General features: G+C 70.5%; 21 protein-coding genes and 1 pseudogene. 3 read left to right on the top strand and 19 right to left on the bottom strand.

Features of this window, described 5'->3' with window-relative positions; all coding sequences use genetic code 11:
• Positions 1-36 precede the first annotated feature (36 nt).
• The 11 genes from coaBC to pyrR all read right to left on the bottom strand — a co-directional run bounded on the left by coaBC (position 37) and on the right by pyrR (position 12,027).
• Positions 37-1,227, bottom strand: coding sequence for a bifunctional phosphopantothenoylcysteine decarboxylase/phosphopantothenate--cysteine ligase CoaBC (coaBC, locus tag O2L01_RS18790; RefSeq protein ID WP_270123549.1), 1,191 nt, complete (start codon positions 1,225-1,227; stop codon positions 37-39).
• A 33-nt stretch (positions 1,228-1,260) separates the two neighbouring features.
• The gene (gene rpoZ / locus O2L01_RS18785) at positions 1,261-1,533 is read right to left on the bottom strand and encodes a DNA-directed RNA polymerase subunit omega (RefSeq protein WP_270123548.1); all 273 of its coding nucleotides are present in this window, start codon (positions 1,531-1,533) and stop codon (positions 1,261-1,263) included.
• A 54-nt stretch (positions 1,534-1,587) separates the two neighbouring features.
• Positions 1,588-2,190 carry a guanylate kinase gene (gene gmk / locus O2L01_RS18780; protein WP_270123547.1) on the bottom strand — a complete coding sequence of 201 codons (603 nt, stop codon included), beginning with the start codon at positions 2,188-2,190 and terminating at the stop codon, positions 1,588-1,590.
• A 20-nt stretch (positions 2,191-2,210) separates the two neighbouring features.
• A complete protein-coding gene (gene mihF / locus O2L01_RS18775) occupies positions 2,211-2,534 on the bottom strand; it encodes an integration host factor, actinobacterial type (protein ID WP_030156658.1) in 324 nt (107 codons plus the stop codon).
• Between the two features lie 148 nt (positions 2,535-2,682).
• Entirely contained in the window at positions 2,683-3,600 is a 918-nt protein-coding gene (pyrF, locus tag O2L01_RS18770; protein ID WP_270123546.1) for an orotidine-5'-phosphate decarboxylase, read from the bottom strand.
• 31 nt (positions 3,601-3,631) lie between these two features.
• The gene (locus tag O2L01_RS18765) at positions 3,632-4,708 is read right to left on the bottom strand and encodes a quinone-dependent dihydroorotate dehydrogenase (RefSeq protein WP_270123545.1); all 1,077 of its coding nucleotides are present in this window, start codon (positions 4,706-4,708) and stop codon (positions 3,632-3,634) included.
• A gap of 70 nt (positions 4,709-4,778) precedes the next feature.
• Positions 4,779-8,099, bottom strand: coding sequence for a carbamoyl-phosphate synthase large subunit (gene carB / locus O2L01_RS18760; protein ID WP_270123544.1), 3,321 nt, complete (start codon positions 8,097-8,099; stop codon positions 4,779-4,781).
• The gene (gene carA / locus O2L01_RS18755) at positions 8,092-9,240 is read right to left on the bottom strand and encodes a glutamine-hydrolyzing carbamoyl-phosphate synthase small subunit (RefSeq protein WP_270123543.1); all 1,149 of its coding nucleotides are present in this window, start codon (positions 9,238-9,240) and stop codon (positions 8,092-8,094) included. The genes carB and carA overlap by 8 nt, the downstream gene beginning before the upstream one ends.
• Positions 9,237-10,535 (bottom strand): dihydroorotase, encoded by a 1,299-nt coding sequence (locus O2L01_RS18750; protein WP_270123542.1) that lies wholly within the window; start codon positions 10,533-10,535, stop codon positions 9,237-9,239. Before O2L01_RS18750 ends, carA begins: the two co-directional genes overlap by 4 nt.
• A complete protein-coding gene (locus tag O2L01_RS18745) occupies positions 10,532-11,452 on the bottom strand; it encodes an aspartate carbamoyltransferase catalytic subunit (protein WP_270123541.1) in 921 nt (306 codons plus the stop codon). The genes O2L01_RS18750 and O2L01_RS18745 overlap by 4 nt, the downstream gene beginning before the upstream one ends.
• Positions 11,449-12,027, bottom strand: coding sequence for a bifunctional pyr operon transcriptional regulator/uracil phosphoribosyltransferase PyrR (pyrR, locus tag O2L01_RS18740; protein ID WP_270123540.1), 579 nt, complete (start codon positions 12,025-12,027; stop codon positions 11,449-11,451). Before pyrR ends, O2L01_RS18745 begins: the two co-directional genes overlap by 4 nt.
• Positions 12,028-12,299: 272 nt before the next feature.
• Here pyrR and O2L01_RS18735 point away from each other — a divergent pair.
• Positions 12,300-12,800 (top strand): annotated as a pseudogene (locus tag O2L01_RS18735) (helix-turn-helix domain-containing protein).
• Positions 12,801-12,871: 71 nt separating this feature from the next.
• On the opposite strand, the gene nusB reads toward O2L01_RS18735, so the two are convergent.
• The 6 genes from nusB to O2L01_RS18705 all read right to left on the bottom strand — a co-directional run bounded on the left by nusB (position 12,872) and on the right by O2L01_RS18705 (position 17,652).
• Entirely contained in the window at positions 12,872-13,315 is a 444-nt protein-coding gene (gene nusB, locus O2L01_RS18730) for a transcription antitermination factor NusB (RefSeq protein ID WP_270123538.1), read from the bottom strand.
• 2 nt (positions 13,316-13,317) lie between these two features.
• On the bottom strand, positions 13,318-13,875 hold the full coding sequence (gene efp / locus O2L01_RS18725; RefSeq protein WP_270123537.1) for an elongation factor P: 558 nt from the start codon (positions 13,873-13,875) through the stop codon (positions 13,318-13,320).
• Positions 13,876-13,987: 112 nt separating this feature from the next.
• A complete protein-coding gene (aroQ, locus tag O2L01_RS18720; RefSeq protein ID WP_270123536.1) occupies positions 13,988-14,443 on the bottom strand; it encodes a type II 3-dehydroquinate dehydratase in 456 nt (151 codons plus the stop codon).
• Positions 14,440-16,011 carry a 3-dehydroquinate synthase gene (aroB, locus tag O2L01_RS18715; protein ID WP_270123535.1) on the bottom strand — a complete coding sequence of 524 codons (1,572 nt, stop codon included), beginning with the start codon at positions 16,009-16,011 and terminating at the stop codon, positions 14,440-14,442. The genes aroQ and aroB overlap by 4 nt, the downstream gene beginning before the upstream one ends.
• On the bottom strand, positions 16,011-17,189 hold the full coding sequence (aroC, locus tag O2L01_RS18710) for a chorismate synthase (RefSeq protein WP_344469034.1): 1,179 nt from the start codon (positions 17,187-17,189) through the stop codon (positions 16,011-16,013). Before aroC ends, aroB begins: the two co-directional genes overlap by 1 nt.
• 109 nt (positions 17,190-17,298) lie before the next feature.
• Complete coding sequence (locus tag O2L01_RS18705) at positions 17,299-17,652, bottom strand: cupin domain-containing protein (RefSeq protein WP_374727621.1); 354 nt, start codon at positions 17,650-17,652, stop codon at positions 17,299-17,301.
• A gap of 286 nt (positions 17,653-17,938) precedes the next feature.
• On the opposite strand from O2L01_RS18705, the gene O2L01_RS18700 reads away from it, so the two are divergent.
• Both O2L01_RS18700 and O2L01_RS18695 read left to right on the top strand, forming a co-directional pair.
• On the top strand, positions 17,939-18,925 hold the full coding sequence (locus tag O2L01_RS18700; RefSeq protein ID WP_270123532.1) for a LacI family DNA-binding transcriptional regulator: 987 nt from the start codon (positions 17,939-17,941) through the stop codon (positions 18,923-18,925).
• A 75-nt stretch (positions 18,926-19,000) separates the two neighbouring features.
• Positions 19,001-21,586: a glycoside hydrolase family 9 protein gene (locus tag O2L01_RS18695; protein ID WP_270123531.1), complete on the top strand. Its 2,586-nt coding sequence runs from the start codon at positions 19,001-19,003 to the stop codon at positions 21,584-21,586.
• A gap of 69 nt (positions 21,587-21,655) precedes the next feature.
• Here the strand turns inward: O2L01_RS18695 and O2L01_RS18690 are convergent, their stop codons facing one another.
• Complete coding sequence (locus tag O2L01_RS18690; protein ID WP_270123530.1) at positions 21,656-22,054, bottom strand: hypothetical protein; 399 nt, start codon at positions 22,052-22,054, stop codon at positions 21,656-21,658.
• A 159-nt stretch (positions 22,055-22,213) separates the two neighbouring features.
• Complete coding sequence (locus tag O2L01_RS18685) at positions 22,214-22,894, bottom strand: prepilin peptidase (RefSeq protein WP_270123529.1); 681 nt, start codon at positions 22,892-22,894, stop codon at positions 22,214-22,216.
• Between the last annotated feature and the right edge of the window lie 11 nt (positions 22,895-22,905).

The following is a 22,905-nucleotide window of genomic DNA, read 5'->3' as shown; positions in this document are numbered from 1 at the left end:
CTTCCCACCAAGTCGGCGCGCGGCGGTCACGCGGTGTCAATCGCGTCCACCCAGCGGGAGCCGCGCTGAGACGGCGTCCCAGATGGCGTCTGCCACGACCTCCTTCGAGACGTGCTCGCGGACGTCGACTTCGCCACGTTCGTCGAACACGGTGACCGAGTTCTCCGCCGCGCCGAACACGGCCCCTCCCGAGACGTCGTTGAGGACCACCAGGTCGGCGCCTTTGGCCTCGCGCTTGCGCATCGCGTGCTCGGGACCGTCGTGGGTCTCGGCGGCGAACACGACGAGGACCTGGTCGGGGCGTTTCTCGCGCCCGACGGCAGCGGATATGTCCGGCGTCGAGGTCAGCATCATCTCGAGGTCGCCCTTGCGCTTGAGCTTGCGCTCCGAGGCCGCCTTGGGCGTGAAGTCGGCGGGCGCGGCGGCGAGCACCGCGGCGTCCGCTTCGGCGGCGGCCTTCACTGTGGCCTCGTACAGCTCGCCGGTCGTGGAGACGCGCTCGACGGTGATCCCGGCGGGTGGCGCGGCGTCGATGTGCGCGGCGATGAGGTGCACGTCCGCGCCGCGCGCGGCGGCCGCCGCGGCGAGGGCGATGCCCTGCTTCCCGGAGGAGTGGTTGCCGATGAAGCGGACCGGGTCGATCGGTTCGCGGGTACCGCCGGCGGTGACGAGGACCTTGCGGCCCACCAGGTCTCGGGCCGGCGACGTGAGGAAGCCCTTAAGGAGGGCGAAGAGCGATTCGGGCTCGGGGAGGCGGCCGGGGCCGGTGTCGGCGCCGGTGAGGCGGCCCGAGTCGGGCTCGACGACGTGCGCCCCGCGCTCGCGCAGGGTCGCGACGTTGGCGCGCGTGGCCGGGTGCTCCCACATCTCCGTGTGCATCGCCGGGGCGAACACGACGGGGCAGGTCGCGGTCAGCAGGGTGCTGGTGAGGAGGTCGTCGGCGCGGCCGTGCGCGGCCCGCGCGAGCAGGTCGGCCGTCGCGGGGGCGACCACGACGAGGTCGGCCTGGCGGCCCAGCCGCACGTGCTTGACCTCGGAAACGTCGGAGAAGACGCCGGAAGCCACCCGGTGGCCCGACAGGGCCTCCCAGGTGGCTTCACCGACGAACTTGAGCGCCGCCTCGGTCGGGATCACCTGGACGTCGTGTCCGGATTCCTTGAGGAGGCGAAGCAGAATGCAGGCCTTGTAGGCGGCGATGCCGCCCGACACGCCCAGGACGATGTTCACGCGCGAAGCTTACGCCTCGGTACCGCCCGGCGCTTACGCGTCCGGGTCGTCGAACGCCTTCGTCTCGAGCAGACCCCGGTCGAGCTCGCGCATGGCGATCGACAGCGGCTTCTCCTCGGGCGTGGTCTCGACGAGCGGACCCACGTACTCCAGCAGGCCTTCGCCCAGCTGCGAGTAGTACGCGTTGATCTGGCGCGCGCGCTTGGCCGAGTAGATGACCAGCTGGTACTTCGACTGGCTCTTCTTGAGCAGGTCGTCGATCGGCGGGTTGGTGATGCCGATCGGGTCGGCGACAGTCCCTGACACGTGTAATCCTTCGTGTGCGACTCGTTGTTGCTGCCAGATCCGGGATGCCGGACCTTAGCGCGCTCCGGTCTTGACTACGGCCGGAGAACTGAGCAACTCTACCAGCTCGGCGGCCGCCTGCTCGATCGACACATTGGTGACTGTGTGATCGAACTCGGCCTCCGCGGCGAGCTCATGGCGGGCGGCGTCCAGGCGGCGCGCGATCGTGGCCTCGTCCTCGGTCCCCCGCCCGGTGAGGCGGCGGACGAGTTCGTCCCACGACGGCGGCGCGAGGAACACCAGTTGGGCGTCGTGCATGGTCTGGCGGACCTGGCGGGCGCCCTGCAGTTCGATCTCCAGCAGCGCCGGGAGTCCGGCGCGCAGGCGCTCCTCGACCGGGCCGCGGGGGGTTCCGTAGAGGTTCCCCGCGTAGGAGGCCCACTCAAGGAACTCCCCCGCGGCGATCATCGACTCGAACTGCTCGGTCGACACGAAGTGGTAGTCGGCGCCGTCGACCTCACCAGGACGCGGCTTGCGGGTCGTGCAGCTCACGGAGAGCCAGACCCACGGGTAGTACTCCTGGATGAGGGCCTTGACGCTGCCCTTGCCGACTCCGGACGGACCGGACAGCACCGTGAGGCGCTGGGCCAGGGCTGCGTGGTGACGATCGATGCTCACGCGACTACTACTACCCGAACTTAGGCCTGGTCGCCCTTGAATTCATCCAGAAGCGCGGCGCGCTGGTGCTCGCCGAGGCCGCGCAGCCGACGGGAGTCGGCGATCTTGAGCTTCTCCATGATCTGGGTGGCGCGCTTGTCGCCGATGCCGGGGAGGGCCTTGAGCACGGCCGAGACCTTCATCTTGCCCGAGATGTCGTCGGTGGCAGCGGACTTGAGGACCGCTTCCAGGGTGGTCTCGCCCGACTTCAGCTTCTCCTTGAGCTCGGCGCGGGCCTTGCGGGCCGCGGCGGCCTTCTCAAGGGCTGCGGCGCGCTGTTCCGGAGTCAGTTTAGGGAGCGGCACGGGGTCTCCTTGCAGTCGATGGTTTCGTCCCTGTGGACCTTGACGTGCGGGTATCGCTGAAGCATACCCAGCTCGGGAACGGTAACCCCAGTGTCCGACACGCCTGCGACCGGGGGTGGGGCAAATTTCGGGCCCCGAATTCGCGGGTTTATTCCCCCATCGCGGCGCGGCATTCGTCCTGCAACGCCTCGACGGCGGTGCGAATGCTCGCCACGGCTGGCCCCGGCTGTGCGATTTGTCGGGAATAGGACGGGATTGCGAAGTTCGTGGCCGGGCCGAGGACGCGCGGAAGATCACTCGGGCGTCCACCCTGGGCTCCCATGCCCGGGACCAGGATGGGGCCGTTGAACTGGGACAAGTCGTGAGCGGTGTCACGTTGCCGCACGGTGGTGTGCGTGATTCCGTAAGTCGACTCACGCAGCCGCGCTTCCCCTTCGGAGGCGCAGGCCCCGATGGTGGCGCCCATGACGATCCCGAAGGAGCCCATGGGCTCGGCGTCGGCGTTCTGCTCGTTCACTTCGTCGATGATCCCCTGGGCCACGGACTTGCCGTCGCGGCGCTTGGCCATCTGCACCTGCTTGCCCTCGGGGTTCGAGGTGCGGGCCAGCACGAACAGGCCCTTGCCGTGCGCGTTGGCGAGGTCGAACGCGGGCTGGAGCGAGCCGGTGCCGAGGAACGGGCTCACGGTGATCGCGTCGGCCGCGAGCGGCGAGGCCGGGTCGAGGTAGGCCTGCGCGTACGCGGCCATGGTGGAGCCGATGTCGCCGCGCTTGACGTCGAGGATGACGAGCGCGCCGGCCTTGCGCGACTCGGCGATCACCCGTTCGAGGAGCGCCACGCCGCCCGAGCCGAACCGCTCGTAGAACGCCGACTGCGGCTTGATGAACGCGCACGACTCCGCCGTGGCCTCCACGATCGTCATCGCGAAGCGCTCGGCGCCCGCCAGGTCGTCGTCGAGCCCCCAGTGCTGCAGGAGCGCGCCGTGCGGATCGATCCCGGCGCACAGCGGGCCGCGTACCTGCGAGAGGTGGTGGGCCCGGGAGCCGAAATCCTTGTTGGTAGGCATTGCACTTCCTTAAGAGGGTCAGGCTTTGTCGTCAGCGGGAGTGGGAGGTGTGGGCGCCCTTGCGGGCGGAGGACCGGTAGCGGCGCACGCTGCCGCGCACCAGGCCGGGCCCGTTGTAGACGAGGCCCGAGTAGAGCTGGACGAGGCTCGCGCCGGCGTCGAACATGGCCTGCGCGTCGTCGGGGGACATGATCCCGCCCGAGCCGATGATCGGCAGCGTTCCGTTGGTCTCGCGGTGCACGAAGCGCACGATCTCGCGGGAGATCTGCGTGAGCGGCTTGCCGGACATGCCGCCGGGCTCGGCGGCGATCGCGTCGTCGCTCGGGTCGACGCCGTCGCGGCCGATGGTCGTGTTCGTGGCGATCACGCCCGCCACGCCGGACTCGAGGCAGACCTCGAGGAGCTGCGCCATGGCCGGCTCGGTGAGGTCGGGGGCGATCTTCACGAGCACGGGCCGCGGCTGGCGACCGGCCGCGAGGCGCACGCCCTCAGTGCGCAACGCGCCGAGCAGGGCGCGCAGGGCCCCGGCGTCCTGGAGCTGGCGCAGGCCCGGCGTGTTCGGCGAGGAGACGTTGATGGCGATGTAGTCGGCGAACGGGTAGAGGAACCGCATGGAGGTGAGGTAGTCCTCGATCGCGCCCTCGAGCGGCACGACCTTCGACTTGCCGATGCTGATGCCGAGCGGGCAGTTCACGGCCGGGGCGGCGGTGAGCCGCGCCGCGAGCGCCTGCGCGCCTTCGTTGTTGAAGCCCATGCGGTTGACGATGCCCTCGGAGCGGCGCATGCGGAACATGCGGGGCTGGGGGTTGCCGGGCTGGGGCTGGGCGGTCACGGTGCCGATCTCGGCGAAGCCGAAGCCGAGGGCGGGCCAGGCGCCCGTGGCGACGCCGTTCTTGTCCATGCCGGCGGCGAGGCCGATGGGGTTGGGGAAGGGGATGCCGCAGACCGTGACGGGCGCGCTGAGCTGGTTGAGCTTGATGAGCGCGTTGCGGGCCTGCCGCTGGGAGGACAGGCGGGTGAGCCAGCGCAGGGTGGTCTCGTGCGCTCGCTCGGCGTCGCCGCGTCCGATCCGGAACAGGACCGGGCGGGCCAGATTCTGGTACAGCATGCTCATTCCTGTATACGTCAGTGCACCGGGTGAGCGACACGGCTACAGCGGTCGCCCACCCGGTGCGGTGCTAGACGGCGGTCGTTTCGCTGCCGCGCAGGCGCTGGTGCAGCTCCTGGAGCGAGGCGACCCGGATCTCGCCGCGCGAGGCCGACTCGATGGCCTGGGTGGCGGCGGTCGCGCCCTGGATGGTGGTCACGCAGCTGACGTCCGCGACGACGGCGGCCGAGCGGATCTCCCAGCCGTCGGTGCGCGGGCCCGAGGAGGCCGAGGGCGTGGTGATGACCAGGTCGATCTCGCCGGAGGCGATGAGGCTGACGGCATCTACCGATTCGCCCGAGCTGTGACGGGCCACGGGCGTGAAGTCGATGCCGTGGCGCTTGAGGACCAGGCCGGTGCCCTCGGTGGCGTAGACGGTGAAGCCGAGGTCGACGAGGCGGCGCACCGGGAAGACGATGGCGCGCTTGTCGCGGTCGGCGACGGACACGAAGACCTTCCCCGAAGTGGGCAGCTTGCCGTAGACGGCGAGCGTGGCCTTGGCGAAGGCGAGGCCGAAGTTCGAGTCGATGCCCATCACTTCGCCGGTGGACTTCATCTCCGGGCCGAGCACCGCGTCGAGTCCGGCGCCTTCGACGGTGCGGAACCGCTTGAAGGGCAGGAGGACTTCCTTGACGCTGATCGGCACGTCCGGTCCGGCGTCCGAGCCGTCGCCCTCGGGCAGCAGCATGCCTTCGGCGCGCAGCTCGGCGATGGTGGCGCCGAGGGCGATCCGGGCGGCGGCCTTGGCGAGCGGCACGGCGGTGGCCTTGGAGACGAACGGGACGGTGCGCGAGGCCCGCGGGTTCGCTTCGAGGACGTAGAGCTGCTCGTCCTTGAGGGCGTACTGGACGTTCATGAGGCCGCGCACGCCGATGCCGAAGGCGAGCTTCGCGGTGTAGTCGCGGATCTGCTCGATCACGGTGGCGCCCAAGGTGATCGGCGGGAGCGCGCAGGAGGAGTCGCCGGAGTGGACGCCGGCCTCCTCGATGTGCTCCATGATGCCGCCGAGGTAGAAGTCCTCGCCGTCGCAGAGGCAGTCGACGTCGATCTCGATGGCGTCGTCGAGGAACCGGTCGATGAGGATCGGGTGCTCGGGGCTGGCCTCGGTGGCGCGGGAGATGTACCCGGCGAGGGTGTCCTCGTCGTAGACGATCTCCATGCCGCGGCCGCCGAGGACGTACGACGGGCGCACGAGCACCGGGTAGCCGATCTGCGCGGCGACCTCGCGGGCCTCCTCGTAGGAGAAGGCGGTGCCGCCGGCGGGGGCGACGAGGCCGAGCTCGTGGAGGAGCTTCCCGAAGACGCCGCGGTCCTCGGCGTTGTCGATGGCCTTCGGCGAGGTGCCGACGATCGGGAGGCCGGCGTTCTCGAGGCGCTCGGCGAGGCCGAGCGGGGTCTGGCCGCCGAGCTGGACGACGACGCCGACGACGCCGGGGCCGCCCGCGTTGCGGCCGGACTCGTTCTCGGCGTGGAAGACCTCGGTGACGTCCTCGAACGTGAGCGGCTCGAAGTAGAGCCGGTCGGCGGTGTCGTAGTCGGTGGAGACGGTCTCGGGGTTGCAGTTGACCATGATCGTCTCGTACCCGGCCTCGCGCAGGGCCTGCACGGCGTGGACGCACGAGTAGTCGAACTCGATGCCCTGGCCGATGCGGTTGGGGCCGGAGCCCAGGATCATGACCTTCGGCCGGTCGGAGGGCGCGACCTCGGTCTCGTCCTCGTACGTCGAGTAGTGGTAGGGCGTGTGGGCCTCGAACTCGGCGGCGCAGGTGTCGACGGTCTTGTAGACGGGGCGCAGCCCGAGCCGGTGGCGCAGGCGGCGCACGCCGTCCTCGCCGGCGAGCTCGGGGCGCAGGGCCGCGACCTGGGCGTCGGAGAACCCGGCGCGCTTGGCCTTGCGCAGCAGCGCCTCGTCGACGACGGCGGCGCTCTCGATCTCGCCGCGCAGGTCGATGAGCTGCGCGACCTGGTCGAGGAACCACGGGTCGATCTTGCAGGCCTGGTGGACCTCGGCGACCGTGGCGCCGAAGCGGAGCGCGCGCTCAGCGGTGTAGAGCGTGCCGTCGTGCGGGGTCCGCAGCGCCTCCATGGTGTTCTCGAGGGTGGCGCCCTCGGGGTCGGGGCGGGTCCAGAAGCCGGCCTGCTTGGTCTCGGTGGACCGCAGGGCCTTCTGCAGGGCCTGCTGGAAGGTGCGGCCGAGGCTCATGGCCTCGCCCACGGACTTCATGGTGGTGGTCAGGGTCGGGTCCGCGCCGGGGAACTTCTCGAAGGTGAAGCGCGGGACCTTGACGACCACGTAGTCGAGGGTGGGCTCGAACGCGGCCGGCGTGGCCTTGGTGATGTCGTTCGGGATCTCGTCGAGCGTGTACCCGATGGCGAGCTTCGCGGCGATCTTCGCGATCGGGAAGCCGGTGGCCTTCGACGCGAGCGCGGAGGAGCGGGAGACGCGCGGGTTCATCTCGATGACGATCATGCGGCCGTCGGCCGGGTCGATCGCGAACTGGATGTTGCAGCCGCCGGTGTCGACGCCGACCTCGCGCAGGATCGCGATGCCGATGTCGCGCATGTGCTGGTACTCGCGGTCGGTGAGGGTCATCGAGGGGGCGACGGTGACGGAGTCGCCGGTGTGGACGCCCATGGGGTCGACGTTCTCGATGGAGCAGACGATCACGACGTTGTCGTCGCGGTCGCGCATGAGCTCGAGCTCGTACTCCTTCCAGCCGAGCACGGACTCCTCGATGAGGACCTCGGTGGTCGGGGACTCGGCGAGGCCGTTCCCGGCGATCCGGTCGACGTCCTCCCAGGTGTAGGCCATGCCGGAGCCGAGGCCGCCCATGGTGAACGAGGGGCGGATGACCACGGGCAGGCCGAGGTCCTTCACCGTGGCGGTGACCTCTTCCATGCTGTGGCACACGGCCGAGCGCGGGACGTCGCCGCCGACCTTGAGGACGACCTCTTTGAACTGCTGGCGGTCCTCGCCGCGCTGGATCGCGTCCATGTCCGCGCCGATGAGCTCGACGCCGTACTTCTCGAGGATGCCGGCCTCGTGGAGGGCGACGGCGGCGTTGAGCGCGGTCTGGCCGCCCAGGGTGGCCAGGAGCGCGTCCGGCTTCTCCTTGGCGATGATCTGCTCGATGACCTCGGTCGTGATCGGCTCGACGTAGGTCGCGTCGGCGAACTCGGGGTCGGTCATGATCGTGGCCGGGTTGGAGTTGACGAGGGTGACCCGCAGGCCCTCCTCGCGGAGCACGCGGCAGGCCTGCGTACCGGAGTAGTCGAACTCGCAGGCCTGGCCGATCTGGATGGGTCCGGACCCGATGACCAGGATGTGCTGGAGGTCTTCGCGCTTAGGCATGGGTCGGGGCCCCTTCCTGCTGCTGGATGAGTTCGATCAGACGGTCGAACAGGTAGTCGGCGTCGTGCGGGCCGCCGGCGGCCTCGGGGTGGTACTGCACGGAGTAGGCGGGCACGTCGAGGCAGGTGAGGCCTTCGACGACGTCGTCGTTGAGGCAGACGTGGCTCACCTGGACGCGGCCGAACTCGGTCTCGAAGAACTCGCCCGACTGCCCCTCCAAAACAGGCGGGGCCTTCAAGGCGAAGCCGTGGTTGTGGGCGGTGATCTCGATCTTGTTGGTGTGGCGGTCGAGCACCGGCTGGTTGATGCCGCGGTGGCCGAACTTCAGCTTGTAGGTCTCCAGGCCGAGGGCGCGGCCGAGGATCTGGTTGCCGAAGCAGATGCCGAAGACCGGGACCCTGCGGCGCAGCAGCTCGCGGGTCAGCTCGACCTGGTGGTCGGCGGTGGCGGGGTCGCCGGGGCCGTTGGAGAGGAAGACCGCGTCGGGGCTGCCCGACAGGAGCTGGTCGATCTCGGCGAAGGCGGGGAAGACCGTGGTGGTGATGCCGCGCTCGGCGAGACGGCGCGGCGTGTTCCGCTTGATGCCCAGGTCGAGGGCGGCGACCGTGTACTTGGTCTCCTTGGCCTCGTAGGTGTACGGGGCCGAGGCGGTGACCGCGCCGACGTGGTTGGCGCCGGCCATCTGCGGCGTGGCGCGCACCTTCTGCAGGAGCGCCTCCACGTCGGTGTCGCGCGAGGAGATGCCGACGCGCATCGCGCCGGCCTCGCGCAGGTGGCGGGTGAGCGCGCGGGTGTCGACGCCGCAGATGCCCACGACGCCCTGGGAGGCGAGCTCGTCCTCGAGGCCGCGCTTGGCGCGCCAGTTCGAGGCCATGCGGGAGGCGTCGCGGACGACGTACCCGGCGACCCAGATGCGGCGGGACTCGTCGTCCTCGTCGTTCCAGCCGGTGTTGCCGATCTGCGGGGCGGTCTGCGCGACGACCTGCCCGTAGTAGGACGGGTCGGTGAGGGTCTCCTGGTAGCCGGTCATGCCGGTGCTGAAGACCGCCTCACCGAAGGTCTCGCCGACCGAGCCGAAGGCCTCGCCGCGGAAGACGCGGCCGTCCTCGAGGACGAGGATCGCTGGTGCTCTGCTGCTCATTCGGTCGTCTCCTCTTCGATCTTCCCGTTGAGAACGGTGGCTCGTCCGCGCAGGAACGTCGCCTGGACGGTGACCGGGAGTTCCATCCCGGCGTAAGGGGTGTTGCGCGACAAGGACGCGAGGCCTTCGGGGACCACGGTCCAGGTCGCCGAGGGGTCGACGAGGGTGAAGTTCGCTTCGACGCCCGGCTGCGGGTCGCGGCCGTGCGCCTCGAGGCCCGCGATGCGCGCGGGGGTGCGGGAGGTGCGCTCGGCGAGCACGTCCCAGTCCACACCGGAGGGTCCGCCGAGGGCGAGGACGCTGATCGAGAGCGCGGTCTCGAGGCCGAGCATCCCGGGGCGGGCGGCGGCCCACTCGCATTCCTTGTCCTGCGGGGCGTGCGGCGCGTGGTCGGTCGCGACGGCGTCGATGACGCCCTCGGCGAGCGCGGCCCGCAGCACCTCGACGTCGGCTTCGCGGCGCAGCGGCGGGTTGACCTTGTACACCGGGTCGTAGGAGCGCGCGGCCTCGTCGGTGAGGAGGAGGTGGTGCGGGCAGACCTCGGCGGTCACCTTCGCGCCGCGGGCCTTGGCCTCGCGGATGATCGCCACCGAGCGGGCGGTGGAGACGTGGCAGAAGTGGACGCGCGCGCCGGTGTACTCGGCGAGGAGCACGTCGCGGGCGATGATCGCCTCCTCGGCGACCGAGGGCCAGCCGGGCAGGCCGAGCTCGGACGAGACGGCGCCCTCGTTCATCTGCGCGCCTTCGGTGAGGCGCGGCTCCTCGGCGTGCTGGGCGACGAGCCCGCCGAAGGTCTTCACGTACTCGAGGGCGCGGCGCATGAGCACCGGGTCGTGCACGCAGTGGCCGTCGTCGGAGAACATGCGCACCTGCGCGGCGGACTGCGCCATCGCGCCGATCTCGGCGAGCCGCTTGCCCTCCAGGCCGACCGAGACGGCGCCGATGGGCTGCACGTCGGCGTAGCCGGCGGCGCGGCCGAGCGCGGCGACCTGCTCCACGACCCCGGCCGTGTCGGCCACGGGGTAGGAGTTCGCCATGGCGCACACCGCGGTGTAGCCGCCCTTGGCGGCGGCGCGGGTGCCGGTGAGGACGGTCTCGGCGTCCTCGCGGCCGGGCTCGCGCAGGTGGGTGTGGAGGTCGACGAGGCCGGGCAGGAGCACCAGGCCGTCGGCGTCCACCACTTCGGCGTCCTTTGCGGACACACTGCCGACCTCGGCGACGCGGCCGTCGCGGACGAGGACGTCCTGGCGTCCCTTGCCGACGATGTCGGCGCTCTTGATGACCAGATCGGTCACTTGCTCTCTCCGTTCGTCAGCAGGAGGTAGAGGACGGCCATGCGGACCCACACGCCGTTCGTCACCTGCTCGGTGATGGTGGCGCGGGGCGAGTCGGCCACGGCCGCGGCGATCTCCATGCCGCGGTTCATGGGGCCGGGGTGCATGACGATCGCGTGGTCGGGCATGAGCGCGAGGCGGCGCTCGTCGAGCCCGTAGAGGCGCGAGTACTCGTTCGCGGTCGGGAAGAACGCGGCGTTCTGGCGCTCGTGCTGGACGCGGAGCATCATCACCGCGTCCACGCCCTTGAGGCTGGCGTCGAGGTCGTAGCCGATCTCGACGGGCCAGTCGTCGATGTCCTTGGGCAGCAGCGTGGGCGGGCCGACCAGGCGCACGGTGGCGCCGAGCTTGGTCAGCAGCCAGATGTTGGAGCGGGCCACGCGCGAGTGGAGGATGTCCCCCACGATCGCGACGGTGCGGCCTTCGATGTCGCCCAGGCGCTTCTTCATCGTGTAGGCGTCGAGCAGGGCCTGCGTCGGGTGGGCGTGCGTGCCGTCCCCGGCGTTGAGGACCGCGCCGTCGAGCCATTCGGTGAGCCGCTGCGGGGCCCCGGCGGCCGGGTGGCGGATGACCACCGCGTCGGCGCCCATGGCCTGCAGGGTGAGCGCGGTGTCGCGCAGGCTCTCGCCCTTGTTCACGCTCGAGGTCTTGGCCGCGAAGTTCACGACGTCCGCCGAGAGCCGCTTGGCGGCGGTCTCGAAGGAGGTGCGGGTGCGCGTGGAGTCCTCGTAGAAGAGGTTCACGACGGTGCGCCCGCGCAGCGCCGGGAGCTTCGGGACCTCGCGGCCGGTGACGGCCTCGGCCATCTGCTCGGTGACGTCGAGGATGAGCTCGGCTTCCTCGCGGGTGAGCTCCTTGGTGGTGAGCAGGTGCTTCATCGCTCTCGTCCTCCAGTGAGGACCACGGCGTCGAGCCCGTCGTACTCCGTCAGGCGCACGGCCACGGACTCGTCGCGCGCGGTGGGGATGTTCTTGCCGACGTAGTCGGCGCGGATCGGCAGCTCCCGGTGGCCCCGGTCGACGAGGATGGCGAGCTGGACGCTCGCGGGCCGGCCGAGGTCGTAGAGCGCGTTGAGCGCGGCGCGCACGGTGCGGCCGGAGTAGAGGACGTCGTCGACGAGGATGACGCGCTGGTCGTCCACGCCGCCGGGCGGCAGTTCGGTCGGGCCGAGGGCCCGGAGTGCGTTGCGGCGCAGGTCGTCCCGGTAGAGCGTGATGTCGAGGGTCCCGGCGGGGACGTCGAGGTCGGCGAAGCGGCGGATGCGATCGGCGAGCCGGCCGGCGAGCGCGACGCCGCGGGTGGGGATGCCGAGCAGCATCGTGTCGGGGGCGCCCTTGGTCTTCTCGAGGATCTGGTGGGCGATGCGGTCGAGGATGCGGCCGATGTCGTCACCGGAGAGAATCTGCTTGCCCGACGGGTCTTCCTCTGACTGCCTGAGGGCAGGGGAAACCACGCGAACCTCCTTCTCCGCCTCACTGGACGGTCTGTTAAAGAACGGTTTCGTCGCGGGCCATGCTACGCCGCCGGTGACGGAGCGTAAAGGTCGATCCCAAATCCACAGGGTCGGTAGCGGCGGTAATGACGGATTTGACAAGGTTTGCCTGGCGGTAGTGAGGGCCCTACGCGACGAAGAACACTGTTTGGGGGCACCCCAACGGCCGATGGTCACCGACGGTAGTCAACAATAGGGTTCCTCTCGTACCGAAAATTGGAGTTGATCCCAGCATGGCGACATCTGACTACGCCAAAGCGCTCGGCAACCGGCTGCGTGACATCCGCATGCAGCAGGGGCTGTCGTTGTAAGGCGTCGAGGACAAGTCCGGCGGCAAGTGGAAGGCCGTCGTCATCGGTTCCTACGAGCGAGGCGACCGGTCGATCACCGTCAGCCGCCTCGCCGAGTTGGCCGACTTCTACCGGATCCCCGTCTCCGAGCTGCTCCCCGAGGGCGTGCCGCTCCCGGTCGAGCAGGCCGAGAAGATCGTCCTCAACCTCGAGGCGCTGTACGACCACCCGGACTCCGAACTGGAGCACGTCGCCAAGCTCGCGCGCTCCATCCAGCAGCGCCGCGGCGACTACAACGGCCGGATCCTCTCGATCCGCGCCGACGACCTCTACACCCTGGCCGTGGTCTACTCGACGACGCCGTCGGGCCTGATCGAGAAGCTCGAGGACTTCGGCGTCCTCGTGCACGACCTCCAGGCGTTCTTCGCCTCGGACGCCGAATAGACACAACGGTTTCGGCAGGGACTGATGAAGCCGGGCCTCCCCAAGAGGGAGACCCGGCTTTCGCGTTGCGCCTATTCGGCCCTGGCGGCGGCGTCGAGGACGGCGTTCACGAACGACGTGTCGTCCGAGGAGCCGATCTGGAGCGCCACGCGCATCGCCTCTTTGATGGCGACGGCGGTGTCGACGTCGTCGACGTGCCGGATCTCGTAGAGGGCCACCCGCAGCACGTTCCGGTCGACGGCGGGCATCCGCTCGACCGACCAGCTCGTGGAGGCCTTGCCGAGCGCCGCGTCGAGTTCGTCCAGGTGCTGGGCGACCCCGCGCACGAGCTCTTCGGCGTACTTCGGCAGGCGCGGGGCCTCCGGGTCCTTGAAGGCCCGGTCGGCGCGCTCGGCGAGGACCCGCGAGGGCTCGGTGTCGCGGCTCTCCGCTTCGTACAGGATCTCGACGGCCCGCATCCGCCACTTCGTGCGGGCGCTGAGCCGGTCAGGGCTGCTGTTGCTCTGGTTCCCCACGCCTAGGCCCGGGAGAGGTACTTGCCGTCGCGGGTGTCGACCTTGATCTTCTCGCCGTTGTCGATGAAGAGCGGCACGAGCACCTGGGCGCCGGTCTCGACGGTGGCGGGCTTGGTGCCGCCGGAGGAGCGGTCGCCCTGCAGGCCCGGCTCGGTGTAGGTGATGGTGAGCTCGACCGAGGCGGGGAGCTCGACGTAGAGGACCTTGCCGTCGTGCTGGGCGACGGTGGCGTCGGAGTTCTCCAGGAGGAACTTCGCGGCGTCGCCGACGACACCGGGGCCGACCGGGATCTGGTCGTAGGTGTCGGTGTCCATGAAGACGAAGTCGTCGCCTTCCTTGTACAGGTAGGTCATCGTGCGGCGGTCGACGTTCGCGGTCTCGACCTTGGTGCCGGCGTTGAAGGTCTTGTCGACGATCTTGCCCGAGGGGATCTGCTTGAGCGTGGTGCGCACGAACGCCGGGCCCTTGCCGGGCTTGACGTGCTGGAATTCCTGCACCTGCCAGAGCTGGCCCTCCAGGTTGAGCACCAGGCCGTTCTTGAGGTCGTTCGTGGATGCCACGGGCGTTCGTCTCTTTCGGTAGAGGTTCTGTCTTGACCGACCGTCAATGGTAGCGGGCGGTCGAGCTGGTCAGGGCCGCGGCCGCTCCTGCTGTGGTGGGCGGCGCAGCGGCTTATTCGGGAATGCCGTGCTGTGAAATGCCGTGCTGCTCTGAAAGGAAGTGCAGCGCCGCGGTGTAGCCGCTCGGGCCGAGCCCGGCGATGACGCCGACGGCGTGGGCCGAGACGTACGAGTGGTGCCGGAACGCCTCGCGCTTGTGCACGTTCGAGAGGTGGACCTCCACGAGCGGGGCCGTGAGCTGCGCGCACGCGTCGCCGATCGCGACGGACGTATGGGTCCAGGCGGCGGCGTTGAGCACGACCGGGTATTCGGCGTCGGCGGCCTCGTGCAGCCACTCCAGGAGTTCGCCCTCGTGGTTGGTCTGCCGGAAGTCGACGTCGAGGCCCAGTTCCCTGCCTGCGGTGACGCACAGGTCGGCGAGGTCGGCGAGCGTCTGGGAGCCGTAGATCGCGGGCTCCCGCTTGCCGAGCCGGTTGAGGTTGGGGCCGTTCAGCACCAAGGTCTTCATCCGGTCAGCCTCTCATAGGCCTCGCGCTGCTGCTCGGCGGTCACGTCGTCCACGACGACGGGCTCGGCGAGCGCGTCGAGGAGCACGAACCGCTGGGTGGCGCCGACGTTCTTCTTGTCGATCTTCATGACCTTGAGGATGTCGTCCCAGCGTCCGGCGTCGTACGTCGTCGGCAGGCCGAGCGAGGCGAGCACGGACTCCGTGCGCTCGACGAGGTCGACGCGGCCGGTGATCGCCCCCAGGTGCGCGGCGTAGACCATGCCCACGGCGACGGCGTCGCCGTGGCGCCAGCGGTAGTGCTCGAGCTTTTCCACCGCGTGGGCGAAGGTGTGCCCGTAGTTGAGGATGGCGCGCAGGCCGCCCTCCTTGAGGTCGGAGCCGACGACCTCGGCCTTGACGGCGATGGCGCGCTCGACGAGTTCAGCGACGACCGGGTTCGCGGCGTCAAGGGCCGCTTCGGGATCGGCTTCGACGAGGTCGAGGATCACCGGGTCCGCGATGAACCCGGCCTTGACGACCTCGGCGAGGCCCGCCGCGAGGTCGCGCTTCGGCAGCGTCGTGAAGTGGTCGAGGTCGACCAGGACCGCGCGGGGCGGGTGGAAGGCGCCCACGAGGTTCTTGCCGGCGGCGGTGTTCACGCCGGTCTTGCCGCCCACGGCCGCGTCGACCGCGCCGAGCAGCGAGGTCGGCACGTGCACGACGGCGACGCCGCGCAGCCAGCAGGCCGCGACGAATCCGGCGAGGTCGGTCACCGCTCCCCCGCCCACGCCCACGACGAGGTCGGTGCGGGTGAAGCCTTCGGCGCCGAGCGCTTCCCAGACCTGCTCGGCGACGGCGACGGTCTTGCCGTCCTCGGCGTCGGGCAGTTCCATGAGGGTCGCCTCGACGCCGTCGGGGCAGAGCGATCCGACGCGTTCGGCGAGCGCCGCGGTGCTCGCGGTGTGGAGCACGGCGACCCGGGAGGCCTTGCCGAGGAAGTCGGGCAGGCGGTCGGTGGTGCCGCGTCCGATGAGGACCTTGTATGGCGCCTCGGCGTCGCGCACCTCCACGGTGCGCACAAGAGACGTGCGAATCCCGAGGCGGGCCTTGATCTCCGCGGTCAGGTCGTCCACGTCCCTTCCGGTGGTGTCGATCGCGAAGGTCTCGACCTCGCGGTAGAGCGGCAGCCGCTCGTCCATGAGGCGCCGCAGGGTCGCGCGCGGGTTGACCTGCAGGAGCGGGCGGCCCTTGTCGATCTCGGTGCGCTTCACCGCTTCGCCGAGGTCCACGCGGAGGTGGACGACGGTGGCGTCGGCGAGCAGCTTGCGGGTGGCCTCGGCGAGGACGGCGCCGCCGCCGAGGGCGAGGACCCCGTCGTGCTCGGCCACGGCCCGGCGCACGGCTTCGCGTTCGAGGGCGCGGAAGTGCTCCTCGCCATCGTCCACGAAGATGTCCGGGATCGGCTTGCCGGCGGCCGCGGCGATGTCGGCGTCGACGTCGCGGAAGGGCGCGTCGAGCGCGGCGGCCAGCGCGCGGCCGATCGTGGTCTTGCCCGAGCCCGGGGGCCCGACGATGACGACGAGCGCCACTACTTCACCCGCAGGTGTTCGAGGTACTGCTCGAAGTTGCGGCGGGATTCGGCGACGGAGTCGCCGCCGAACTTCTCCAGGGCCGCTTCGGCGAGGACGTAGGCGACCATGTGCTCGGCGACGACGCCGCCGGCGGGGACGGCGCAGACGTCGGAGCGCTGGTTGATCGCTTCGGCCGCTTCGCCGGTGGCGGTGTCGATGGTGCGCAGCGGGCGGGTGAGCGACGAGATGGGCTTGAGCATCGCGGAGACGCGCAGCGGCTGGCCGGTGGTGATGCCGCCTTCGAGGCCGCCGGCGCGGTCGGTGAGGCGCTCGACCCCGTTGGGGCCGGCCACGATCTCGTCGTGCGCGGAGGAGCCGCGGACGGCGGCCTGCATGAGGCCGTCGCCGATCTCGACGGCCTTGACCGACTGGATCGACATGAGCGCGGTGGCGAGGCGGGCGTCGAGCTTGCGGTCCCATTGGACGTGGGAGCCGAGGCCGGGCGGGAGGTTGTAGGCGAGGACCTCGACGACGCCGCCGAGGGTGTCCGCGTCCTTCTTGGCGGCGTCCACTTCGGCGACCATGCGGGCGGAGGCCTCGGGGTCCATGCAGCGCAGCGGGTCGGCGTCGACGGCGGCGAAGTCGTCGGGGGTCGGCACGAGGCCTTCCTTGGCGCGGACGGGGCCGAGGGCCTTGACGTGCGAGACGATCTCGATGCCGAAGGCCTGCTTGAGGAAGGCCTTGGCGGCGGTGCCGCCGGCGACGCGGGCGGCGGTCTCGCGGGCGGAGGCGCGCTCGAGGATCGGGCGGGCGTCCTCGTGGTCGTACTTCTGCATGCCGGCGAGGTCGGCGTGGCCGGGGCGCGGGCGGGTGAGCGGGGCGTTGCGGGCGATGCCCTCGAGCTCGGCGGGGTCGACCGGGTCGGCGGCCATGACGGTCTCCCACTTGGGCCACTCGGAGTTGCCGACGCGGATGGCGATCGGCGAGCCGAGGGTGCGGCCGTGGCGGACGCCGCCGATGAAGCTGACGGCGTCGGCCTCGAACTTCATGCGGGCGCCGCGGCCGTAACCGAGTCGGCGCCGGGCGAGTTCGGCCGCTACCGCGCCGGTGGTCAGCTCGATTCCGGCGGGCAGGCCGTCGAGCGTGACCACGAGTTCGGGTCCGTGAGATTCTCCAGCAGTCATCCATCGCAACACGCCGTCAAGTCTGCCACCCGGCCCGGTGTGATCGGGCACCTGGTGGAAAGCGTGTCTCAGGGGTTGGGCCACCCTCGCGGTGCGGGGGCGGCCGCGGTGGTCCCTGGCGCTACTTGTTGTCGAAGGCCTTGCCGAAGTCGACGAGCACGACCGTGTCGTCGCCCACGACCTCGGCGTCGTGGCCCGGCGGGATGTCGAAGGCGTCGCCGGCGTTGATGTCCTTGTCGGTGCCGTCGTTCATGTGGACCTGCAGGTGCCCCTCGATGCAGTACCCGAGGTGGTGCGCCTGGCAGGAATCGCCGCCGACGATGGGCTTGACGTCGTTGGACCAGCGCCAGCCCTTCTCGAACTCGGAGAACTCGATCGGCTTGCCGTCGATCATCACCGTGTCCTTGTGCCCGTGCCCGCTCAGGTTCACGGACTCGTCCGGTTGCTTGAAGTTCTTGACCGTCAATTGATGCATTGTGGTCACCCCCAAGGCCGAGTCTAGGGCCGAATGACGAACGACATTCGCGTATCGAACACTACGTCGATGGAGGCAAAGGGTTGCCGCATCGGACCCCCCGGGGTCCGCGCCGACCGCCCGTCTGGGACCGGGTGGTTACACTGGTCACTTCGTTCCCAGGTCAACCCCTAGATACTGGAACTTTCAACAAAGTTGCATAAGGAAGGACGACGGTGCGATGAACCCCCAGCACGCGCGGAAATCCCCAGACCGCACCCCGGCACCGCGGTCTCGCAAGCCCACGATGGCGGACGTCGCCGCAGAGGTGGGCGTCTCGCGGGCGCTGGTCTCCCTGGTGTTCCGCGGCCAGCCCGGCGCGAGTCCCGACACTCGCGAACGGGTCTTCGACGCCGCCGCGAGGCTCGGCTACAAGCCGGACATGGCCGCGCGGCTGCTCGCCCGCGGGCGCAGCAAGGTCCTGGGCGTGCTCTTCACCGCCAGGAACCCGTACCACATCGACCTGGTGGAAGCGATCTACCCGGCCGCCGAGGAGCTCGGCTACGACCTGGTGCTGAGCGCGACGGTGCCGACCCGCAACGAGCGCCACGCGATCGAGGCGCTCATCGGGCACCGCAGCGAGGCGCTGCTGCTGTGCGGGCCCACGATCCCGGACGCGGACGTGACCGAGCTGGGCACGCGGGTGCCCACGGTGGTGATCGGGCGGCACATCAAGGACGACCGGGTCGACGTGGTGACCTCGTACGACCGGCCCGGCGCCCGGGAGGTCGTCGACTACCTGGTGGGCCTCGGGCACCGCGACATCGTGCACGTGGACGCGGGCAACCGGCCGGGCGGGCCGGAGCGGCGGCGGGCCTACCGGGACGCGATGCGCGCGCACGGCCTGGCCGACCGCACCCGGGTGATCCCGGGCAACCACTCGCAGGAGGGCGGCTCGGACGCGGCGCGCCTGCTTCTGGAGGAGGACCGGCCGCTGCCGACGGCGGTGTTCGCGGCGAACGACCAGGCCGCGATCGGGATGCTCGACGTGTTCACGCGGGCCGGGGTGAAGATCCCCGAGCAGGTCTCGATCGTGGGCTACGACGACAGCCACATCGCCGGGCTCAGCCACATCGACCTGACGACGGTGCGCCAGGACGTGCCGCGCCTTGCCCGGCTCGCGGTCGAGGCCGCCGACGAACAGCTCAGGGGCGCAAGGGAACCGGGCGTCACGTTGAAGCTGGAGTCGAAGCTGGTCGTGCGCGGCACGAGCGGTCCGCCCGCCGCCGAATAATTGACATTTACATATTTGAATGACAAGATGGCGGGTGGTATCGCTCCCAACCCCAATCTTGGAGGGCACTCCGCCATGCCGCGAACCGCACTTCGCAGGAGACGCCTCGGCGTCGCCGTACTCACCGCCCTGGCCATCGGCGCCGCCGGCGCGGCGCCCGCAGCGCAGGCCCAGGACGAGGAGCCCACCGACCTCATCACCAACGGCGACTTCGCCTCCGGCACCACCGGCTGGTGGACCACGGCCAACCTCACCGGCGCCGTGGCCGACGGCGAATGGTGCGTCGACGTGCCCGGCGGCACCGCCAACGCCTGGGACGCCATCGTCGGCCAGGACGGCCTGCCGCTGGTCACCGGCGAATCCTACGAACTGCGCTTCACCGCCCGCGCCACCGCCGACGTCAGCGTCCGCGCGCTCGTGCAGCGCCCGGTCGACCCGTGGCCGACCGCGGTCGAGGAGTTCCCGGTGCTCTCCAGCGAGGCCCAGGACTTCAGCTACGCCTTCACCGCCAACGCCGACTGGACCGACGCGCAGCTCGCGTTCCAGATCGGCCGCCACGCCGAGCCGTGGCAGTTCTGCATATCGGAGGTCCAGTTGCTCACCGGAGCCGAACCGCCCGTGTACGAGCCCGACACCGGGCCGCGCGTGCGGGTGAACCAGGTCGGGTACCTCCCCGACGGGCCCAAGCGGGCCACCCTCGTCACCGACGCGGCCGACCCCGTCCCCTGGCAGCTCCACGACGCCGCCGGAACGCTTGTGGCCGAAGGCGACTCGCAGCCGCACGGCGAGGAGTCCACCTCGGGCGAGTCCGTGCACGTCATCGACTTCTCCGACGCGTCCGCCACCGGCGAGGGCTTCACCCTCACCGCCGACGGCGAGACCTCCTACCCGTTCGCCATCGGCGGGAACCCGTACGGGGACTTGGCGGTCGACGCGATGTCCTTCTACTACCCGATGCGCTCGGGGATCGCGATCGACGACGCCATCGCACCCGGATACGGCCGCGAGGCCGGGCACGTGGACACCGCGCCGAACCAGGGCGACGGGGCCGTGACCTGCCCCGCGAACGCCTGCGATTACGCACTGGACGTGACCGGCGGCTGGTACGACGCCGGCGACCACGGCAAGTACGTCGTCAACGGCGGCATCTCCGTCGCCCAGCTCATGTCCGTCTACGAGCGCGCCCTCAACGCCCCCACCGGCGACACCGGCCGCCTCGGCGACGGCAGCCTGCGCATCCCCGAGCACGGCGACGGCGTCCCCGACGTCCTCGACGAGGCCCGCTGGGAGGTCGAATTCCTGCTCGCCATGCAGGTCCCCGCCAGTGAGGAGCTCGCGGGCATGGCCCACCACAAGATCCACGACGAGAAGTGGACCGGCCTGCCGCTCATGCCGGCCGACGACCCGCAGCCGCGCTACCTGCAGCCGCCGTCGACCGCCGCGACCCTGAACCTCGCCGCGGCCGCCGCGCAGGCCGCGCGCCTCTTCGAGCCCTACGACGCCGACTTCGCCGCCGAATGCCTCGAAGCGGCCGAGACCGCCTGGCAGGCCGCGCTCGCGCACCCCGACCTCTACGCTCCCGACACCAGCCCCGACGGCGGCGGCCCCTACGGCGACTCCGACGTCAGCGACGAGTTCTACTGGGCCGCGGCGGAACTGTTCCTCACCACCGGTACCAAGTCCTATGAGGACTACCTGCTCGCCTCGAAGGTGCACGAGGCCGACTCCTTCGGCCCCGGCGCCTTCTACTGGGGCGGCGTCGCCGGCCTCGCCAAGCTCGACCTGGCCCTGGTGCCGAACGCACTCCCGGGCCGCGACGAGATCGTCACCCAGGTCGTCGCCGGCGCCGACGGCTACCTGGACCTGCAGGCCGCGAGCCCGTGGGGCCTGTCCTACGGCTCTTCCGGCACCTTCGACTGGGGCTCCAACAGCGCGGTCCTCAACGAGCTCGTCGTCGTCGCCACCGCCTTCGACCTGACGGGCGAGGCGAAGTACCGCGACGGCGTGCTCACCGGCCTCGACTACATCCTGGGCCGCAACGCCCTCGGCAACTCCTATGTCACCGGCTACGGCTCGCACGACTCGCACAACATGCACAGCCGCTGGTTCGCCAACCAGCTCGACCCGAACCTGCCGAACCCGCCGGCCGGGACGCTCGCGGGCGGCCCGAACTCCGTCACCGGCACCTGGGACCCGGTCGCGCAGCGCTGGCTCACCGGCTGCGCGCCGCAGCGGTGCTACATCGACGACATCGGGTCGTGGTCGACCAACGAGCTGACGATCAACTGGAACGCCCCGCTCGCGCAGATCGCGACCTTCGCGGCCGAGCAGGCCGGGACCGCCGCGGCGACCCCGTCGTGCGAGGTCCAGTACCTCATCAACGGCCAGTGGCCGGGCGGGTTCAACGCGCAGATCGTCGTCACCAACACCGGTGACGAACCGCTGCAGGACCTCTCGCTCAAGTGGGCGCTGCCCACCGGCCAGTCCATCGTGAACTCCTGGAGCGTGGCGCTGACCCGGGACGGCCACACCGTGACCGCCACGGACATCGCCGGCGGCCAGGAGCTCAAGCCGGGCCGCACGTTCACCTTCGGGTTCATCGGCGCCAAGGACGCCCGCACCGCAGTCGCGCCCGCGTCGGTGACCTGCTCGGCGGCCTAGAACGCCGACGGGGCGGCCACCGGATCACGGTGGCCGCCCCGAGGCGTGTCTGCGGAAGCCGCTCGGCGGCTAGCTGTTGGCCGGCTTCTGGTGCTTCGCCCAGTTGCAGACCTTGTCGACATCCGAGGTACCGAGCAGGCCGAGGCTGCCGGCGTTGCTCCAGTCCCAGTTGAGCGCGCAGATGTTCGAGGCGACGTTGACGCCGTTCGGGTTCTGGTCCCAGCCGTTGCACAGGTCGGTCACGTCGCTCTTGGCGACGTTGAGCAGGCTGATGACGTCGCCGCTCCAGTTGCCGATGCACAGGTTCGACAGGAAGTTCACCCCGCCGAAGTCCTGCGGGTCGTACTCGTAGCTGCCCTCGACCACGGGAGCAGTGGTCTCGGCCGCGATGGCCGGCGCCGCCATGCCCGCGGCCATGATGCCGGCCGCGGCCGCCGCGACCGCGGTCTTTGCGATAAAGCGAATCACTGTCACCTCTCAGTACTCGGTGTCGTTCTTGACCCTTTGGTGCTGGGTCGGCCACGAATATAACCACCGAGCGGAGTCCCAATAGGAGAATCGGGAAACCCACCGGATTCCGGACCCGGCTTCACCCGTGCGTGGCGATTTCGCATCGGACGCTCGGGTTCACAGCCCCAGCCACGGCTCCACCGCGATCGCCGACGCCGCGCCCGCGAGCATCGCCGGCCCGTACGGGAAGTCCTTCCGGCCCATGGCGACCACCGCCGCCGCCTGCAGCCCGCCCGCGACCGCGGTCATCGCGAACGCCAGCACCGCCGCCTCCCAACCGGCCCAACCGGTCACGAGCCCGAGCAGCCCCGCCAACTTCACGTCCCCGAAGCCGACCTGGCCGGTCGCGCAGCCGATGCCGTACAGCGCCATGGCGATCGCGGCGCAGGCCACGGCCCGCAGCAGGGTGTCCGGATCGCCCGTGGCGATGAGGAGCGCTCCCGCGAGCGGGTACGCGGGCAGGATGAGCACATCGGGCAGCCGCCGCTGGTAGACGTCGATCCAGCCGGCCGCGATGCCGACCAGGGCGACCGTGCCGAGCGCGAAGCCGTGCAGCAGTCCGTCTGCGCGCCAGGCGATCAGGAGGGCCGCGCCGAGGCAGACGAGTTTGACGAGGCGCGGGTCGGGATGGCGGTCGGTCGCCAGGGCGACGCAGCGGCCGAGGCCTGGACCCGCGAGGAGGGCGGCCGTGGCCGCGCCGATATAGAGAGCACCGGGGAAGAGCACGGTGCGATGCTCGCATTCCCTTGCGGCCGAATACGGGAGCGACGCGGCCGGGTTCGGCCGCGTCGCTCGCACACGTCGTTTTC

Origin of the sequence: Glycomyces lechevalierae (assembly GCF_027622945.1) — a bacterium.
Lineage (GTDB): Bacteria > Actinomycetota > Actinomycetes > Mycobacteriales > Micromonosporaceae > Glycomyces > Glycomyces rutgersensis.
Note: the sequence above shows the minus strand (reverse complement) of the source record. Positions and strands in the feature narration are given on the sequence as shown.

What these genes read in the sequence shown, in the direction of transcription:
- carA (WP_270123543.1), bottom strand. Translation starts at nt 9,240, where the DNA reads ATGAGCAGCAGAGCACCAGCGATCCTCGTCCTCGAGGACGGCCGCGTC.
- O2L01_RS18705 (WP_374727621.1), bottom strand. Translation starts at nt 17,652, where the DNA reads ATGCATCAATTGACGGTCAAGAACTTCAAGCAACCGGACGAGTCCGTG.
- aroQ (WP_270123536.1), bottom strand. Translation starts at nt 14,443, where the DNA reads ATGAAGACCTTGGTGCTGAACGGCCCCAACCTCAACCGGCTCGGCAAG.
- pyrF (WP_270123546.1), bottom strand. Translation starts at nt 3,600, where the DNA reads ATGCCTACCAACAAGGATTTCGGCTCCCGGGCCCACCACCTCTCGCAG.
- O2L01_RS18765 (WP_270123545.1), bottom strand. Translation starts at nt 4,708, where the DNA reads ATGCTGTACCAGAATCTGGCCCGCCCGGTCCTGTTCCGGATCGGACGC.
- O2L01_RS18700 (WP_270123532.1), top strand. Translation starts at nt 17,939, where the DNA reads ATGGCGGACGTCGCCGCAGAGGTGGGCGTCTCGCGGGCGCTGGTCTCC.
- O2L01_RS18695 (WP_270123531.1), top strand. Translation starts at nt 19,001, where the DNA reads ATGCCGCGAACCGCACTTCGCAGGAGACGCCTCGGCGTCGCCGTACTC.
- carB (WP_270123544.1), bottom strand. Translation starts at nt 8,099, where the DNA reads ATGCCTAAGCGCGAAGACCTCCAGCACATCCTGGTCATCGGGTCCGGA.
- O2L01_RS18745 (WP_270123541.1), bottom strand. Translation starts at nt 11,452, where the DNA reads ATGAAGCACCTGCTCACCACCAAGGAGCTCACCCGCGAGGAAGCCGAG.